A 16,891-nucleotide genomic window follows, 5' to 3' on the forward strand; every position below is an offset into this window, starting at 1 on the left:
AGAGGGAATCCCATCTGAATTTTAGTTTATTAACACATTAACGGGCTAAAAGGGACAGTCCCTCTTAACCCGTTAATGTGTTAAAAGTTACTTTTAATGATTATACTTCTTCATAGCTTCCAGCATATTGAACTTGTCAAAAGGGATGATTCTCACAAACAGCAATAAGCCGGTTTTTAGTTTTGCAAGCGAATGACTCAGGCCTATATCAGTTACTGGTATGATGCCGCTTGAAGACTGGTAGATATCTTCCAAGTAAATCAAATGATTTTCAATGTCTATGGAATGGATGGAATAAAGGGAAGTAAAGGAATTTCTCACGGCTTCTATTACTTCTTTTTGAGTTTCTTCATTGAAGGAATCCGTATAGTTTTCATCAAAAATGATAGGCTTCTGGTCTGTAAACTTTTCATGAATAAGGAATTCCCAAAGGAAATCTGACTTTAAGTTGGTAGGAACACTGACTTTCCCGTTCATCCTCATAATTAATATCTCCGCAGCTTTCAAAATATGCTGCGCTGGTACTGAATCGATGATATTCGTGTTTATGTGCACCTGTACCTGGCGATATTTTTTGTACTCTTCTATGTTCATACTTTTCGCTCCTCACCACAAAATTTATTTAAAGAGGGTCTTTATTAATTTTTTTGGTAAGGGTTCTTCTTCAACTAAACTATAGCATTTTGAATAAGCGCATGACAGGCACGCATCGGTTTTTGTCGAATAAAAAAGTATCAGCAAGGGCTGATACTCTTTTGTTATAATACCTTTCCAAGAAAAGCCTTAGTCCGCTCATTCTTTGGATTTCCAAACAACTCACTGGGCACATCCTCTTCGACAATATAACCACCGTCCATGAAGATGACACGGTCTCCAACTTCCCTGGCAAAGCCCATTTCGTGAGTAACGACCACCATCGTCATTCCTTCGCGGGCGAGGTCTTTCATGACTTCGAGAACCTCGCCGATCATTTCTGGGTCAAGTGCTGAAGTCGGTTCATCGAACAGCATGACTTTTGGCTCCATTGCGAGGGCACGTGCTATGGCAACACGCTGTTTTTGTCCGCCTGATAACTCTCCAGGATAGCTGTCTGCTTTTGCCTCAAGACCTACTTTTTTCAGCAGTTCCGTTGCTGTTTTTTTTGCGGATTCTTTGTCGACCCCTTTTGTTTTCATAGGAGCCAGAGTAATGTTTTGCAGCACTGTTTTATGTGGGAAGAGGTTAAAGTGCTGAAACACCATGCCTGTTTCCTGCCTGATTTTATTGATATTGATTTTTGGATCGGTAATATCTTTTCCATTTACAATTACATTGCCGCCAGTAATTTCCTCCAGTTTATTTAAGCACCTGAGGAAGGTGCTTTTCCCGGAACCAGAAGGGCCGACCACACATACCACTTCCTGTTCATTGACCTCTGTGCTGATATCTTTTAACACTTCGAGGTCACCAAAGGATTTCTTAAGGTTTCTCACTTGTATGACACTCATCGCAGTTCATATCTCCTTTCTATGAAGTCACCGAGTTTAGTAAGAAGGTAAATGAGGACGAAATACATTAGTGCGACGGTTCCCCAAATTTTAAAGGCTTCAAAAGTGGCAGAGACCGCCGTCTGTCCTCTTTGTGTCAGCTCTGCAACACTGATAACGGACAGCAGCGAGGTATCTTTCAGGCTTATGATAGCCTGATTGACAAAGGCGGGAAGCATTCTTCTTAAGGCCTGCGGCAGAACGATATAGCGCATTGTCTGGCCACTCGACAGCCCTAGTGTCCTTGCTGCCTCTGTCTGGCCTTTATCGATCGATTGGATCCCTGCACGTATGATTTCAGCAATATAGGCACCGGCATTTATGGTAATCCCAATGATTCCGGCCGGGATCGGATTGAGTGAAACGAAATCGAGTGAGTTCAAACCGAAATAGATAAAGAACAATTGAACCAGGAAGGGAGTTCCCCGAACGAAGTTAATGAACCATATGGCGATCCACTTTAAAGGTGCAATCGGTGATAAGCGGAACAGTGCCACGACCAATCCCAGAATGAACCCTAACAGCAAACCAATGACAGTTATGTAAGCAGTAAGTTGTAATCCATCCCATAACATCGGGAGTATTTCTATTATGACATCCATGGCTTTTCTCCTTTCGTGCTGTGTAATTTAAAAAAGACAGCGCGCAGCAGGGCGCGCTGTGTAGTTTTACTCTTCCAGGTAGCGGTTCAGGATCTCATCATATTCACCGCTGTCGCGAAGCTTTTGAAGTCCACTGTTGATTTTATCAAGTAATTCCTGATTTTCACCCTTCAACACAGCTATACCATATTGGTCACCGTTCAGGCGGTCTCCGACTGTTTTCAAGCCAAGATCTTTCGTTTTGATGGCATAGGCAATTACCGGATAATCCTCAATCAGTACGTCAGCATTTCCGTTGGCGACTTCCTGGAACATGGACGGGCTGTCATTGAATTGGCGGATTTCCTTGATGCCGACTTCATCTTTCAGTTCTTCAGCTTTGTCAGCGCCTGTCGTACCATTTTTAACTGCAACGATTTTACCCTCTAAATCTTCGACACTTGTAATATCATTGTTATCTTCAGAGACTACCAGAGTCAGGCCGGCGTCAAAGTATGGATCAGAAAAATCCACTTTTTCTTTTCGCTCATCTGTGATACTCATCCCTGCGATGGCTACATCGAGCTGATCTGCCTGGATGGCAGGGATGATACCGCCGAAGTCCATTGGCTTTAATTCAATATTGAACCCTTCTTCTTCTGCAATTGCCCTGATCAGGTCAATATCAATTCCTTTATACTCTCCGCCTTCTTCAAATTCAAAAGGGGGATAAGTCGTATCTGTTCCCACCGTGTATGTAGTACCTCCATTGTCGCCCGAACCTTCATCCCCGCTGTCATTCGCGGCGTTGTTCGTTCCGCATGCTGCCAGAACCAGCACAAGAGCCATTAGTAAACTAAATAAACTTCCTTTCTTCATCGAACCCCTCCAAAAAATAGATTGATAATTCTGTATATAATTACCATAACAAATCATTACCCTGTATTTCAAAAGATAAACATATGGTGATTGTCACGTCTCGATAAATGTTGAATGGATGGAGAGTGTACTTCATTCTTCTCTGGAAGGTATGTGGGGCGATACTGTCGCTACTCGTTTTTTGTCGAATCACAAGTTTTTCTCAGCCTTAAAAAATTCTAGAAAGCAGGTGATATCCGCTTTTGTACACTGATCTTATCAAAGGTGGCGACTTTGAGAGCGGGTTAAACTTATGATCAAGGGGAATGCTAACAAACTGGCTTTGTCACTTGTGGTTTTTTCTGTGAATTATCTTTTGTTTGATACAGATTCTTTATTACTATCAATACTTGTATTGATTACACTTGCTAGGTTGTCTCGGGAACTATTATGGAATTAATAGTTAAGGACAGATTGAGGAAGAAAGGGTAGCACTCTTTATCTCTCTGGTTTTTAGCGGCGGTTCCTTGCTGCTTACCATTCCTGGAATGTTGAAAGAAGGCTTTGCAGATTTTGAGGGTTTCGTATGTCGAATAGCTTAGAGGGATAAATGTTCATTTTCTATTTGGAGGAGTTAGATGTTTGGGGCGTTACCACCCGGAATTTGTCGAAAGAAAGAGGCTGGGACAAAACCCTCCTCTAAGATGAAAAAGCCGGTGAAATTTTACGACGAGTAAAATTTCACCGGCTTTGATTATTTTTTGAATTAAAATAAGGACCTCTTCTGATAAAATAAAGTTACCACATAAAATTCCATCTGAAAGAAGGGTCCTTATGTTTAAAAATTATATCATGAATCAAGTGGTTTTGCCCCTGGATTTAGAAATCAAACTTCAAAAAAATGATATTGCCTTCTCCGTGCACGACCTCGTCGAGCAAATTCCACACGAAGCCTTCGAATCGTTCATACGAAGCACAGGCTGCCCTGCTTACCACCCACGTATGATGATGAAGATTATTTTATGTGCCTATACCCAATCCGTTTTCTCAGGAAGGAAAATTGAAGCTCTCCTCGGCGATAGTGACCGGATGATGTGGCTGGCCCAAGGGCATGAACCGAGCTACCGCACGATTAACCGGTTTCGTGTCTGTCCAGAAGTAAAAGCTCTTCTTCGTGAGTGTTTTGTTCAATTTCGCTGCCATCTCGTTAAGGAAAAGCATATTGATGGTGAAGCGATCTTCATTGATGGCACCAAACTTGAAGCCAATGCCAATAAGTTCACGTTCGTTTGGCGAAAATCGGTGGAGAAATATAGTGCTGGTCTTATCGAAAAATCGAATCAACTATATGATGAGCTAGTGGAAAAGGAAATCATACCTGAAATAGAACGGGAAAGTCCGGAAGTACTTTCTACAGAAGATCTGACTGAAGTAGTGGGGAAACTGGAAGGCACCGTTGATGAACTCACTCGAACCATCGAATCCAGTAAGGACGTAAGCGAACGGAAACAGCTTCGCTCAGCACGTAAAGTGCCCAAGCAAATCCTCAAACAGTTTAAGGATTTTGTCGCACGCAAACAAAAGTATGAACGGGCCATGGCCACTTTCGGTACGCGCAACAGTTATTCTAAGACTGATCGCGACGCCACCTTTATGCGGATGAAGGACGATTACATGAAGAATGGACAACTAAAAGCTGGCTACAATGTACAAATTGCGAGCGAAGGGCAGTACGCTCTTGCCTATGATGTTTTCCCTAATCCGACCGATACACGGACGTTCATTCCATTTCTGAATACGATCGAAAATCACTTCTTTAAACTCCCAAAATACGTAGTGGCTGACGCTGGTTATGGGAGTGAAGAAAATTATGAGGATGTCTTTGAAAATCGAACAGCTACGCCACTGATTACCTACAACATGTACCGCAAAGAGAAAACGAAAAGGGCTCAAAAGAATGCATTCACTACGGCCAATTGGAAGTATGATGAAGAAACCGATTCATTTACTTGCCCGAATAATCAACGACTCACATTCCGCCACCTGTCACACAAAACAGACCGAAACGGCTTTTCTCGGGAGTTTAAGGTGTATGAGTGCGAAAGCTGTACGGGATGTCCTTTCCGTTCTGAGTGCACGAAGGCAAGGAAGGAAATCATCGAAAACTATTACTCAATGAAAAATGGGAACAACAAAAAGAGAAGATAAGAACACTGCTTTCAGACCAGAAAACGGGTGAAATCTACGGGCGACGTAAAATCGACGTAGAACCAGTTTTTGGATTTCTGAAGGCTAATTTAGGTTTCACAAGATTATCGGTCAGAGGCAAGGAGCGCGTGCAAAATGAAATGGGCTTCGCGCTGATGGCGGTAAACTTGAGAAAGTTGACTGCCAGGAACGTAACCTAATCCATGAATCTTCGAGAGTAATGAAAGAAAAGGGCTTCAATCATCCGAAATGATGATTGAAGCCCTTTTCTCATGATTTTTGGCTAGTTATGTCCCAGCCTCTTTTTTATGTTTTTATATTAATCTCTGATTTCTATAAGTTCGGCAATTACTTGACCCTCTGGAATAGATGTGGATTTTACCAATCCGACGCCTGGGGCATAGTATTCGTGATAATAACCATTTCCGCGTACCTCTACGGCATTTGTAAATGTTCCGGCAGGGGTGGTGACGGTACTGTTCACTGATATGATTTCCATTGTTACAGCGTTCTGATCCATCCACCTGTGCCCGACTTTTACAGGGTAACCAAGGGTGAAGCTGAAGGACATTTGCGGCTTGCCAAAGACAATTCCATTCGCTGTTTCTGTGAATGGCCGCAGCCTTGGCGATGTCCAACCATTTGTTTCATCCGTTTCCCTCCACAGATTATCATGTGAATGCGTAAATGAAGAGATATACGGCTTCATATCATACACATACGTCTTGGAATGGTCTGGTTCAAAGCTTGTATTCTTCATTTCTGGTTTGAAGTCATCATTTAAAAGCCTTGCCATCATAACGGAAAAATGCTGGCGCGATAAGAAATCTTGCGGCCTGAATGTACTATCATCATATCCAGTGGTTATATTGGCGGTTGCTAACTTGTTTACATAAGGGTTTGCCCAATGAACCATCGGTACGTCAATGAAGGAAATACGCTGGTCCTGAAGCATGTTGTATCAAATATCCATCATTTTTGCCATCTGGGCACGGGTAAGGGACCCCCATGTATCAAAATACTTTGTTCCATCAGCGGCTGTTTTACCAGAAATAAAACCTAGCTCAACCGCTTTTGCGACTTCTTCATACCCATAATCACCAGGTTTCAAGTCACTAAAACCGGGATCGGGTGCAGAAAGGTCCGTTATCCTCATTTCGCGCAAAAACATCTGAACGGCATGGATTCTCCGCAGGTTGTCTTCAGGCTTAAAGGTACCATCGTCATATCCTCTGATAATCTCTTTGTCTGCTAAAAACTTAATTTCCTCTTCATACAACGAAACATCTGAAAACTCAGCCAGGGCTGGTGAGGTAACCGAAATGGACATGAGGGCAGCTGCTAGAGAAAGGGTGATTTTTTTCAAGTGAATCCTCCTAGATTTTTCGGGGAGTGACAGTTACGCCCCGGGTTTTGTCGATTTATCTTTAAACCTAAATTATTCATCCATTATCTTACTCACTTGTTTAGATTAGTCTGGCAATTCTTATACTACAGAGGTTTTTCACTAGTTACAAAAATACTCATGAATCACTATATCACAGAGAGGAGGTCTATTTAATCTATATTCCCAAATCTGCGTAATGATAAAGTTAACAATTTCCATTTATTTCTCTTCTCCAGTGCTTAATACGAATTTCATCATTGATAGTTGAATGGTTAAATAACAGCACTACTCGATATTTGTCGAATTTTCTATTTGACCTGAGAATAGATGAATTAAGAGCAATACTCTTTTCAGTCCTTGCTATATCAGGGTTCGATGGATGTCTATATTCATAGGAAATTGGGAAAATAGTTCTGCTCCTTTTTAACATCGACAAAAAACGACAATGTGTGATATAAATGATTTAGGCGAGCCTTTGGTTGGTAATCCAGCTAATGGCGAAAAGACATCGACCCTGGAAAAGTCGATGTCTTTTTTTGTGTCCGGCTAATTTTCCCCACATCACTTCTCATGTTATTCACACCAATCTCACTATTCCTCTGAAAATTAATCCTGATGGGCAGTGAGGTGGCGAGATTTTTATGTTCTGTGGAACTACTGACATTCCTGCAGTCTGAGCCTCCATAGGTTATATCTGCAATAACTTTTGATAAATTTAAAGATCACTCCGAAGATTTAAAGCATGTCACTTTTTTCGTAGGGAATTCCACAATGGCATTTGTGTTAACCATTCATCTATAATTGGAGCTTCCTTTGTGGATTTCAAGGATATTTGCTGCCACCAATAAAAAGGTAAGAGAACCCTGGATCTCCTTACCTTTTTATTCATAATTATATGGTAAGTGAGAGTTGTAGTAGCTGTTGTATTCCCCTATTAATAAAAAAGAATGATCAAAAACCTTTGATAAGGGGGTTATTTTTGAATAGAACAAGGTATATAATGGCTGGCTTGTTTATATGCTAATTTTATAAAGATAATAAAGCTGGCAGTGGGTTTCTGGTTTTCAGAAATATACCTTAGAAGGGTGTTCTATATGAATGATTTTATTAAAATTATCTATTCCTTTCTGCTCCCTCCGGGGATTTTTTTCATTATACTATTTTTGTTTAATGTGAACCTGTTCAGGATTAATAGGTCCTTGTCCCGAACCTTATTTGGGATTCTGGTGAGTTTTTTTATTCTCTCGACCCCATTAGCTGGGGATGTTCTTGCTACATAGATTGGAAACGATCCATCAGCCTCCCTCTTCTATTTGTTTATATAGACTTATATCATCTCCGGAGTTAAAAGCCCCTGTTAACTGTCTTTTTCTTTCCTTAATCTGTGCAACTTAAATCTTGATAGGGTAAAAAACTTTTTTGTTCTGAAAATTAATTGTGTCTCTGATTGAAAATGCAGAGAGCTGCCTTTTGAGTGTATATTGCTTACAGTAGTAAATTGCGTTTTCCTCACATGTTAGTTGGTTTTTTTAGTTTCGCAGGAGAGAAAGCTCTATCTATTGATAATATAATCACCTGTATTTATTTTAAAAAGCGATAAGGGTATCATTAGAAGCCCTTATTCTTAGTGATTTACATATTTAGTATAATATGGCATTTACTTAAATGATGATTACAAGGTAAATTAGGAATTTCATAGATTCGAAAGGAAAGAGAACGTAGAGGCTGGTCTCTGCGCTCTTTTTTGGTGTCACGCCTAGGGTTTTGTCGAATGCAACCGGCATTATTCAGAGCGGGAGTGTAAAATAAAAAAAGAGCAGTCCCAATCTGTTTTAGCATTGGGATTTCTCTTTTTTCGTGGTATTGGAAATTTACATAGTAAATATTAATCGACATGAATCGGGCGGTTGTGATACAACGAAAATTGAGTATCGAGTACAAGCATTCAAAGATTTTGTCAATGAAACGTGTTCCCTGACAGTTGACAATGAAAAGTTAAAAGCAACCATCCCAGTGCCAGAGGAGGAAGAAGCCGTTAAGGAATTGGAAGACATGGATGGTAATGTTAATGAAGATGAAGAAGAATTGAAAGAGGAGATTGAAGATATAAAAGATGAAGCAGAAGAACATGTAGAAGAAAAGGATGAAGCAGAAGGTAATCAAGAAAATGAAAAAGATGAGCAGGGATTGGTTGATGAAGAAGCTTGGGATGTAGAAACAATTAAAGAACCAGTGGAAGAAAAAGATGATGATGTAATGAAGGAAGAAGCGATACCCAAGAATTCCTCCACAATAGATGATAATTCAACTCTTGATCCATTGGATACCAGTGATGTATTAACAATTTAATATCATAAATAAAAAGAACTGCCAATCGTAATAAGATAGCAGTTCTTTTGTCTTTGAATTCAATACAGATCTTTGGTGGTTTTTAGGTTAGGTAACCTCTGACCCCTCCTGCATTCCAAGCTTAATTAGTTATTCCAACAGCATCAAACCCGCCAGCCGCCGCTGAAACTTCTGCACTTCCTTCGCCATAGATGTCAACAGCCGACTGGATGATGGATTTCCTCGCATGGCTGAAGTCAGAGTTTGGTGTCAGGTAAACTGTGAGTGCGCGGTAATAGATTTGACCGAGTTTTTCACGGCCGATTTCCTGCGCTGTCAGGTAGGCAGCGTGGTTGATGATAGATGAGTTGATGTGAACGCCACCATTGTCCAGTTCACGAGGCAGGTCATAGTATTCATCCATGTGAGAAGGATACATTCCCTCGCCATTTCCATACTCTACATATTTTGCCCCTACAGGGAATCTGCTTGGGTCACTCAAGCTTCTTAACGCATCTCTTCCGTCTGCTTTTGCAGCAGGGGCCATGATATCTTCACCCAGTTCCCAATCAGAATCATCAATTAAAGCACCGAAGATATCAGAGAATGCTTCGTTCAATGCCCCTGATTGGAACCGGTAGACTAGTCCAGCCGAGTTAGAAGTTACTCCGTGGGCCATTTCGTGGGCGGCTACATCCAATCCCGCAGATAATGGAACCATAAATTCTCCGTCACCATCACCATACACCATGAAGGTACCGTTCCAGAAGGCGTTGTTATAATTTTCGCCATAGTGGACCACTGATTGGATTGGCATTCCTTCATCGTCGAGAGAGTTCCTGCCATGCTCATTCAAATAGTAATCATATACTTTTTCAGAGTTGTAATGGGCATCCACTGCAGGTCTGTCAAAGTCATCTTTGAAAGAAGCGTCGTTGCCGGAAAATACCTCCAGATATCCTTTTGAGTAATCATATGTAATGATACCCTCCAAGCCTTCATGGCTGTAATCAGCTAAGTTAAATACTGTTCCTTCATGTTCCGCTTTGCTTCGTGAAATGTGAAGTTGGCGGTGGGCGCCTAATACACCAGTCCCGACGCCTTTTTGAGTTTTGATTTCTTCAGCATGCATGATGGCGTTGTACTGGTCAATCACTTCACCGGACTTCGCATCGACAAACACAAACCAGTTGCCAGGCTCGTCCCCAAGGAAGCTGAGGTTCACCTTATGAGCTAAATAGTTCTTCCCTTCGAATGGATAGATAACAAGGTCTGAGGATGGAAGCTGGTCCAGAACTGCGGGAGCATTCACAGATGATTTTGCTGTTTCCAGTGCTTTTTTAACTGAGACTGTTGGAGTTGTATCAAGGGTGCCTGCTTCAATTTGTGGATTGTGAGAGCCATTAACGGCGGTGACTTCGTTGTTCGCATTGTAATGAACAATGATTTCTGCACCTTCGACAGGTACACCATTTTTGGTCTGGTTAAATCGAACATGAGTCATGCCGAGTTCATCTTTTTGAGCTTTTTTGAATTGCAGATCGGCTTTAGGGTTTTTGATTTTGACTTTAGCTTTATTTTCTTCAAGAAAGTTTAGGGCATCACTTGATGTAGTTGAGGAACGTTTGGCAGCGTGCTTTTCTTTTACAAATAGCGGAACATTGGCTTTTTCATTCCATTCTTTTGAGACATCCGTTACTGCATGTCCATCAGGCTGAACGGCCAATACATTTCCATATGGAAGGGAAGCAGAAAGTAGAGCGGTAGTGATGACGAGAGGTGCAATAAATTTCTTTTTATTCAAATAAATTCCTCCTTAAAGTAGATTAGTACAAGTATAAAGAGGATTTGGGGTAATTTTCATGATTAGTTAGAATTATCTTACAATATGAGGAAATAGTAGAGTTTTCTATTATATTTCGATAAACGAAATAGATATAAAGGTCTGTTTCGTGACTGTCACGCCCCGGTTTTTGTCGAATTTCTTCACAGAGTATCGGTCTTTTCTATCAGACTAGAAAAAAGCAAGCTGCTAAAAATGCAGCTTGCAAAATGAAATTGGTGAATTATCAAGAAATAGAAATAAATGTACCGCCATTCTCAGCGTAAGTTCCCATGGTTGCTCTCAAATGGTTGATGATAATGTGCTTAGGATTATTTCTTTCTTGAATTTCATTTTTGATTTGTTGGACATCATCCTGGTTACCTGTGTGCCTATTGCAAATAGTGCTATCAGGGAAATCTTGTTGACGCTCCCCTGACATTTATAGCTTTTTTAAAAGATATCTTGGTTCCACGAACTTATTTAATTAACTAATAAAATTAAATTACATTTTAGTGAAAATATTTAGAAAATTTAAAAATAATTCTGTTATTATCATAATTTTATGTTATTATTGTAAATAATTTAAATACCACTTACATATTTTTAAGGTATGAGTCCCAAGACAGGCAGGTGATTATATGGAAGAGGTATGCCAGAAAATTAGAGAGCTTAGAAAACAATCTAATTTGACGTTAAAACAGATGAGTGAAAAAACAGATTTATCCGTAAGCTTCCTTTCACAAATTGAAAGGGGTTCCTCTTCATTAGCTATATCTTCTCTTAAAAAGATTGCAGAAGCATTTGAGATTAATATTTCTTATTTCTTTGATGACCGAAGCAATAACACCTACGTAACGAAAAAAGAAGACCAGTCACAGTTTAAAATAGAAGGCCTCCAGACTCTCTACACACAACTCAACGGTAACTTTGCCCAGCGCTCCCTAGCTCCCTACATCCTGACTTTGGCACCCAATCAAAAAGGTAAAAAGACATTTAAATATGCAGGTGAAGAGTTCTATTACGTATTAAAGGGGGTGGTCATTTTTAATATCGATGGCAAGTCTTACACCATTACAGAAGGTGACTCGATTCATTTCCCATCAAGCTTTGATCACTACGGAGAAAATCCTTTAAACGAAGAGAGTGTTCTGCTGGGTGTAATTACCCCGGTAGTTCTATAGATTAATAGAATGGAGGCAGCCTTTTTGAAACCTTTATTGGAGGTCAAAAATCTAAGCGTTGATTTCAAGAATGATCAGGGAAATGTCAGGCCGGTTGAAAATATCTCCTTTCAAGTTAATCCTGGAGAGACAGTGTGTATTGTTGGGGAATCAGGCAGTGGAAAAAGTGTTACCAGCATGTCTATTATGCGCCTTTTAGATTACGAGAATGGGTCCATTTCAGAAGGGAAAATCTTATTTCAAGGGGAAGACCTGGCAGTGAAGAGCAAAGAAGAAATGAGGCAGATCCGAGGGAATGACATATCGATTATTTTCCAGGAACCGATGACAGCTTTGAACCCGGTTTTTACGATAGGAAAGCAATTGACTGAAGCTATCTTGCTCCATCAGGATAAAAGTAAAAAACAAGCCTGGAATCGGGCTAAAGAACTGTTAGAACTTGTTGGAATAAATGATGTTGATGTACGCATGAAACAATATCCACATGAACTATCAGGTGGGATGAGACAGCGTGTCATGATAGCCATTGCTTTATCCTGTGAGCCGAAATTATTAATTGCTGATGAACCTACAACTGCTCTAGACGTAACGATAGAAGCCCAAATATTGAACCTGTTAAATGAATTAAAAGAAAAAATCAACATGTCGATCATCTTTATCACACATGATATGGGAGTTGCAGCTGAGATATCCGACAGGATTGTTGTTATGTATGCCGGGAAGGTAGTAGAAGAAGGAGATGTCTTTCAAATTTTCGATGAACCAACCCATCCATATACTCGAGGGCTGTTAAACTCAATTCCTTCAGAAGAAGGTCCTCGCCAGGAGAAATTGACTTCGATTAAAGGAACCATCCCGAGTATCAACAATATGCCTGACGGCTGCCGTTTCAATCCTCGATGTGAGTTTGCCACCTCACAATGTATTGAAAAAGAGCCACTGCTGTATAGGGAAAATGGGCGGCAGGTAGCCTGTTGGAATTATAAAGAAGTTTTAAAGAAGGAAAGTATGGCTCAGTGAAGGGGGGATTCTAATAATGGAATCAGAGTTGATCGGTAATGAAAAAATATATCATTCAAAGGAGGTGAGTTCAGAGATTCTGCTCGAAACCAAACACCTTACCAAGTGGTTTCCCATTAAAGCAGGTATGTTTAAAAGAACGACTGGTTATGTAAAAGCAGTGGATGATATTTCTTTTTCAGTTCGTAAGGGAGAGACCTTTTCACTGGTGGGTGAATCAGGATCAGGTAAGTCTACTTTGGGGAGAGCGGTCTTAAGACTTCACGAACCAACATCAGGAGAAATTCATTTTGAAGGGAAGGAAATTACAAATTTGCCTTCTCGTGAAATGAGGAAACTGAGAAGGGAAATGCAAATCATTTATCAAGATCCATTTGGTTCATTGGACCCCAGGATGAGTATAGGTGATATAGTTGGAGAACCCTTGGATGTACATCGGATTGTAAGAGGGAAGCAGAGGGATGAAAGGATCGATGAACTTCTTGAACTTGTCGGATTGGATCCTTCACGCAAATCAAGGTACCCCCATGAATTTTCTGGAGGACAACGGCAGCGTGTAGGAATAGCCAGAGCGATTGCATTAAATCCGAAATTTATATTAGCCGATGAGGCGGTCTCAGCTTTGGATGTGTCTGTTCAAGCACAAGTTGTGAATCTTTTAAAGGAACTTCAGCAAAAATTAGGATTAACTTATTTGTTTATCGCGCATGGCCTGAACATTGTAAGGCATATATCAGACCGTGTGGGAGTCATGTATTTAGGACAGATGATGGAGATAGGAGAAGTAGAAGAAGTGTATAAGCGGCCTGCACACCCTTATACATCTGCTTTAATATCAACTAAACCATCCCCCAATCCAAGAGCCAGAAAGAAGAAAGTGATCTTGGAAGGAGAAATCCCATCTCCGTCAAACCCGCCAACAGGCTGTCGATTTCATACGAGGTGTCCATTGGCTACAGAGAAGTGTAAGCAGGACACACCAGTATTATGGCCAATTTCAGAAAAACAGTCTGTCGCATGTCATTACCCGTTGGTATGAAAAGGCTTTCCCTTTTAATATACCACATTTTAGAAAAAATTACACACATAAATAAGGAGTGTATTAAATGGATGTAAAAACTACGAAAACCAAAACAAAACCTTATAACGGATATAAATCTTTTGATTACCTTGAGCCTGTTAAAGACTTTAAACCTTACAAACTTGCTAAAGAGGTTGGCCGTGTAGAGTCATTTACTTATCCAGTGTCAGATGATCAGGAAGAACTTGTACAGAAAATTCTGGAAGAAGATTATATTGTTTCATTGCATGAACACACTTTTGTAACACCTGAAGACGTAGACTCTATTTTTGAATTCCGCCGTCAGGGCCGGGATTGGACTGGATATGAAGGATTAAGTATTTCGGGACTCGACATTGTTTTCGAGAATTATATGGATGGTACTGCTTTTATTACTTCGAATGCAGGCTGGAAATGGAATGATGTCCTGCATGATTTAGGGATTCGCTACAGTGATTTTGCCCATCAAGATTTGGTCATCCGTGCCGAAACCATGGAAGATCTTTACCGTGCTAAAAAAGAAGGAAAAGTGGCGTTTGTTACTTCATTAGAGTCTGCTACTCAAATCGAAAACGAGATCGATCGTGTGGATGTTCTTTACGGATTTGGAGTTCGGGTAATGGGTATTGCGTATTCAGAAGCAAATGCTCTCGGCTGCGGGTTGAAAGAGAAGAATGACGGAGGCTTGACAGCATTTGGCCATAAAGTAGTGGAACGTATGAATAAGATCGGAATGACTATTGACGTTTCGCATTGTGGTGACCAGACAGCCAGAGATGTAATCGAAACCAGTGATAAGCCGATCTTCATTACTCATGTGGGTGCAAGGGCACTCTGGAATACTAGCCGTCTTAAGCCAGACGACATTTTGAAAGCATGTGCAGATAAAGGCGGTGTTATCGGAATTGAAGCAGCACCACACACAACTTTGACGAAGAAACATCGCGAACATTCCATCGAGTCAGTAATGGAGCATTTTGAATATGTAGCAAACCTTGTTGGGATTGATCATGTGGCATTCGGATTAGATACACTATTTGGTGACCATGTCGGACTGCATCATGCTTTCGCGAATGCTCTTTCAATCGGATCTTCACACTCTGGAGAACAGTTTAATGAGGTGGAGTATGTTAAAGGATTAGAGAATCCGGCAGAAGCTTACCCGAATGTTGTACGCTGGCTTGTAGATCACGGCTACAGTCGTGAGGCAATCAAAAAGGTAATGGGAGAGAATGTATTGCGCGTACTTAAGGAGACTTGGGTGAAATAATCAAATCAGGGGGGAAGATAATGAAGAAGATTTGGTCTTTACTGCTTGTATTGGTTCTATTGCTAAGTGCCTGCGGAGGTACAAATAATGCTTCTACAGATAGTGGTGATACTGGAAATACGGACAGTGGTGAAGTCAAAAAAGGTGGTAATGTTTCGATACCAATTGTCGGTGATCCCATCTTTAACCCGTGGCATCCCAATGCCTATGCAGAATCAAACGTCGTCAACCGTATCATCTTTTCAGGGCTGACTAAGCCTGGATTGGATAATGCCCCTGCTTCCAGTCTGGCAAAAGATTGGAGTACTTCAGAGGATGGAAAGGTATGGACATTTAATCTTCGCGATGATGTTAAATGGCATGATGGCGAAGCCTTTACGGCAGATGATGTAGCGTTCACCTTCAATGAATTGGTATTAAATGAATCATTAGGTTCAAATGGTGCATCTAATTACAAAGCGCTTGATAAAGTAGCTGTGGTGGATGACCACAAAGTTGAATTTCACCTTAAACGCCCTTGGGCTGCGTTACCTTCCTATCTGGCATTCAATTCAGAGATTATGCCAGAACATGTTTTGGCAGGAAAAGATCCATGGGAATTTACTGAATTCAACAAAAAGAATCCTGTAGGGACAGGTCCATTCAAGGTGAGTGAGTATACTTCAGGACAGCAGGTTGTTCTCAAAGCAAACGCTGATTTCTTTAACGGTGCACCTAACTTGGATACAGTAACATATAAAATCCTTCCAGATGTGAATACTCAAATTGCACAGGCGCTAAGTAATGAACTGGATATCTTCGTAATGGAAGATAAGGCGTCTCTAAAGAGAGTTGAAAGTGCTAATAACCTTGAGGTGGTTGCGTCGGACATCACTCGTTATTTCTGGCTTGTAACAGATTTGGAGAATCCTAAGTTCCAAGATAAGAAAGTTCGACAGGCCATTCTGCATGCTGTTGACCGAAAGGCTATTATCGACTCGGTTCTTCAAGGGTATGGAAAGATTGCAGATGCAGCTATCACTCCAGACCAAGAAAAATATTACACAGATGATGTGAAATCATATGAATTTGATCCAGAAAAAGCAAAAGAATTATTGAAAGAAGCAGGCTGGGAAGATACAGACGGTGATGGAATCCTGGATAAAGACGGCGAGAAATTCTCATTTGATTTTGATGTTGCCTTACAAGGGGACCTTGAACAAATCGCCGTACTTACTCAACAGTATTTAAAAGATATTGGTATGGATGTAAAACTTAACACACTTGAGTGGAATGCGATGATTCAAAAGAACGTCATTGACCGTGACTTCGATATGATTGTCAACTGGTGGTCTTATCCAAGCGATCCGGATGTGTATGCTCAGTATCATTCCTCTAATGCAGGAAAAGGAAATAATCTTCCGGGGTATAAAAATGAAGAGTTAGATAAGTTATTAGAAGCGGGTCAGGCGACAAGTGACCCTGCAGAACGTGTGGAAATCTACAAACAAGCACAAGAACATATGGCTGAAAACCTTCCTTATATTTATCTGTGGTATCCACAGGAGCTTAGTGTCAGAAGCAAGCGATTGCAAGGTGTCCCAGATATCTATTTTGGCGGTACGCTCCACTATATCAATGAGTGGTGGGTTGAGTCCTGATAATCTG

General features: G+C 40.7%; 13 protein-coding genes and 1 pseudogene. 7 read left to right on the forward strand and 7 right to left on the reverse strand.

Annotated features, from left to right (window positions below):
* Nucleotides 1-93 precede the first annotated feature (93 nt).
* The 4 genes from M1E09_RS01425 to M1E09_RS01440 form a co-directional block, all read right to left on the reverse strand.
* A complete protein-coding gene (locus M1E09_RS01425; RefSeq protein WP_456273130.1) occupies nt 94-594 on the reverse strand; it encodes a hypothetical protein in 501 nt (166 codons plus the stop codon).
* A gap of 164 nt (nt 595-758) precedes the next feature.
* Nucleotides 759-1,487, reverse strand: a complete 729-nt coding sequence (locus tag M1E09_RS01430; protein ID WP_456273131.1) for an amino acid ABC transporter ATP-binding protein — start codon at nt 1,485-1,487, stop codon at nt 759-761.
* The gene (locus tag M1E09_RS01435; protein WP_456273132.1) at nt 1,484-2,128 is read right to left on the reverse strand and encodes an amino acid ABC transporter permease; all 645 of its coding nucleotides are present in this window, start codon (nt 2,126-2,128) and stop codon (nt 1,484-1,486) included. Before M1E09_RS01435 ends, M1E09_RS01430 begins: the two co-directional genes overlap by 4 nt.
* 66 nt (nt 2,129-2,194) lie before the next feature.
* The gene (locus M1E09_RS01440) at nt 2,195-2,986 is read right to left on the reverse strand and encodes a transporter substrate-binding domain-containing protein (RefSeq protein WP_456273133.1); all 792 of its coding nucleotides are present in this window, start codon (nt 2,984-2,986) and stop codon (nt 2,195-2,197) included.
* Nucleotides 2,987-3,799: 813 nt separating this feature from the next.
* On the opposite strand from M1E09_RS01440, the pseudogene M1E09_RS01445 reads away from it, so the two are divergent.
* A pseudogene (locus M1E09_RS01445) lies at nt 3,800-5,373 on the forward strand (IS1182 family transposase).
* Nucleotides 5,374-5,492: 119 nt separating this feature from the next.
* Here M1E09_RS01445 and M1E09_RS01450 read toward each other — a convergent pair.
* Nucleotides 5,493-6,128: an S-layer homology domain-containing protein gene (locus tag M1E09_RS01450; protein WP_456273134.1), complete on the reverse strand. Its 636-nt coding sequence runs from the start codon at nt 6,126-6,128 to the stop codon at nt 5,493-5,495.
* A gap of 6 nt (nt 6,129-6,134) precedes the next feature.
* Nucleotides 6,135-6,539, reverse strand: coding sequence for an S-layer homology domain-containing protein (locus M1E09_RS01455; protein ID WP_456273135.1), 405 nt, complete (start codon nt 6,537-6,539; stop codon nt 6,135-6,137).
* 1,878 nt (nt 6,540-8,417) lie between these two features.
* Here M1E09_RS01455 and M1E09_RS01460 point away from each other — a divergent pair.
* Entirely contained in the window at nt 8,418-8,909 is a 492-nt protein-coding gene (locus M1E09_RS01460) for a hypothetical protein (protein WP_456273136.1), read from the forward strand.
* A gap of 121 nt (nt 8,910-9,030) precedes the next feature.
* On the opposite strand, the gene M1E09_RS01465 is transcribed toward M1E09_RS01460, so the two are convergent.
* Nucleotides 9,031-10,692: a M4 family metallopeptidase gene (locus M1E09_RS01465; RefSeq protein WP_456273137.1), complete on the reverse strand. Its 1,662-nt coding sequence runs from the start codon at nt 10,690-10,692 to the stop codon at nt 9,031-9,033.
* Nucleotides 10,693-11,351: 659 nt separating this feature from the next.
* On the opposite strand from M1E09_RS01465, the gene M1E09_RS01470 reads away from it, so the two are divergent.
* The 5 genes from M1E09_RS01470 to M1E09_RS01490 all read left to right on the forward strand — a co-directional run bounded on the left by M1E09_RS01470 (nt 11,352) and on the right by M1E09_RS01490 (nt 16,884).
* Complete coding sequence (locus M1E09_RS01470) at nt 11,352-11,894, forward strand: helix-turn-helix domain-containing protein (protein ID WP_456273138.1); 543 nt, start codon at nt 11,352-11,354, stop codon at nt 11,892-11,894.
* 24 nt (nt 11,895-11,918) lie between these two features.
* Nucleotides 11,919-12,914 carry an ABC transporter ATP-binding protein gene (locus tag M1E09_RS01475; RefSeq protein ID WP_456273139.1) on the forward strand — a complete coding sequence of 332 codons (996 nt, stop codon included), beginning with the start codon at nt 11,919-11,921 and terminating at the stop codon, nt 12,912-12,914.
* A 16-nt stretch (nt 12,915-12,930) separates the two neighbouring features.
* The gene (locus tag M1E09_RS01480; RefSeq protein ID WP_456273140.1) at nt 12,931-13,953 is read left to right on the forward strand and encodes an ABC transporter ATP-binding protein; all 1,023 of its coding nucleotides are present in this window, start codon (nt 12,931-12,933) and stop codon (nt 13,951-13,953) included.
* 67 nt (nt 13,954-14,020) lie between these two features.
* On the forward strand, nt 14,021-15,244 hold the full coding sequence (locus tag M1E09_RS01485) for a dipeptidase (protein ID WP_456273141.1): 1,224 nt from the start codon (nt 14,021-14,023) through the stop codon (nt 15,242-15,244).
* Nucleotides 15,245-15,264: 20 nt separating this feature from the next.
* Entirely contained in the window at nt 15,265-16,884 is a 1,620-nt protein-coding gene (locus tag M1E09_RS01490; protein WP_456273142.1) for an ABC transporter substrate-binding protein, read from the forward strand.
* The last annotated feature ends 7 nt before the right edge of the window (nt 16,885-16,891 follow it).

It is taken from the genome of Bacillus sp. AK031, assembly GCF_053903065.1.

What these genes read in the sequence shown, in the direction of transcription:
- M1E09_RS01485 (WP_456273141.1), top strand. Translation starts at nt 14,021, where the DNA reads ATGGATGTAAAAACTACGAAAACCAAAACAAAACCTTATAACGGATAT.
- M1E09_RS01430 (WP_456273131.1), bottom strand. Translation starts at nt 1,487, where the DNA reads ATGAGTGTCATACAAGTGAGAAACCTTAAGAAATCCTTTGGTGACCTC.
- M1E09_RS01450 (WP_456273134.1), bottom strand. Translation starts at nt 6,128, where the DNA reads ATGCTTCAGGACCAGCGTATTTCCTTCATTGACGTACCGATGGTTCAT.
- M1E09_RS01425 (WP_456273130.1), bottom strand. Translation starts at nt 594, where the DNA reads ATGAACATAGAAGAGTACAAAAAATATCGCCAGGTACAGGTGCACATA.
- M1E09_RS01490 (WP_456273142.1), top strand. Translation starts at nt 15,265, where the DNA reads ATGAAGAAGATTTGGTCTTTACTGCTTGTATTGGTTCTATTGCTAAGT.
- M1E09_RS01435 (WP_456273132.1), bottom strand. Translation starts at nt 2,128, where the DNA reads ATGGATGTCATAATAGAAATACTCCCGATGTTATGGGATGGATTACAA.
- M1E09_RS01440 (WP_456273133.1), bottom strand. Translation starts at nt 2,986, where the DNA reads ATGAAGAAAGGAAGTTTATTTAGTTTACTAATGGCTCTTGTGCTGGTT.
- M1E09_RS01470 (WP_456273138.1), top strand. Translation starts at nt 11,352, where the DNA reads ATGGAAGAGGTATGCCAGAAAATTAGAGAGCTTAGAAAACAATCTAAT.
- M1E09_RS01480 (WP_456273140.1), top strand. Translation starts at nt 12,931, where the DNA reads ATGGAATCAGAGTTGATCGGTAATGAAAAAATATATCATTCAAAGGAG.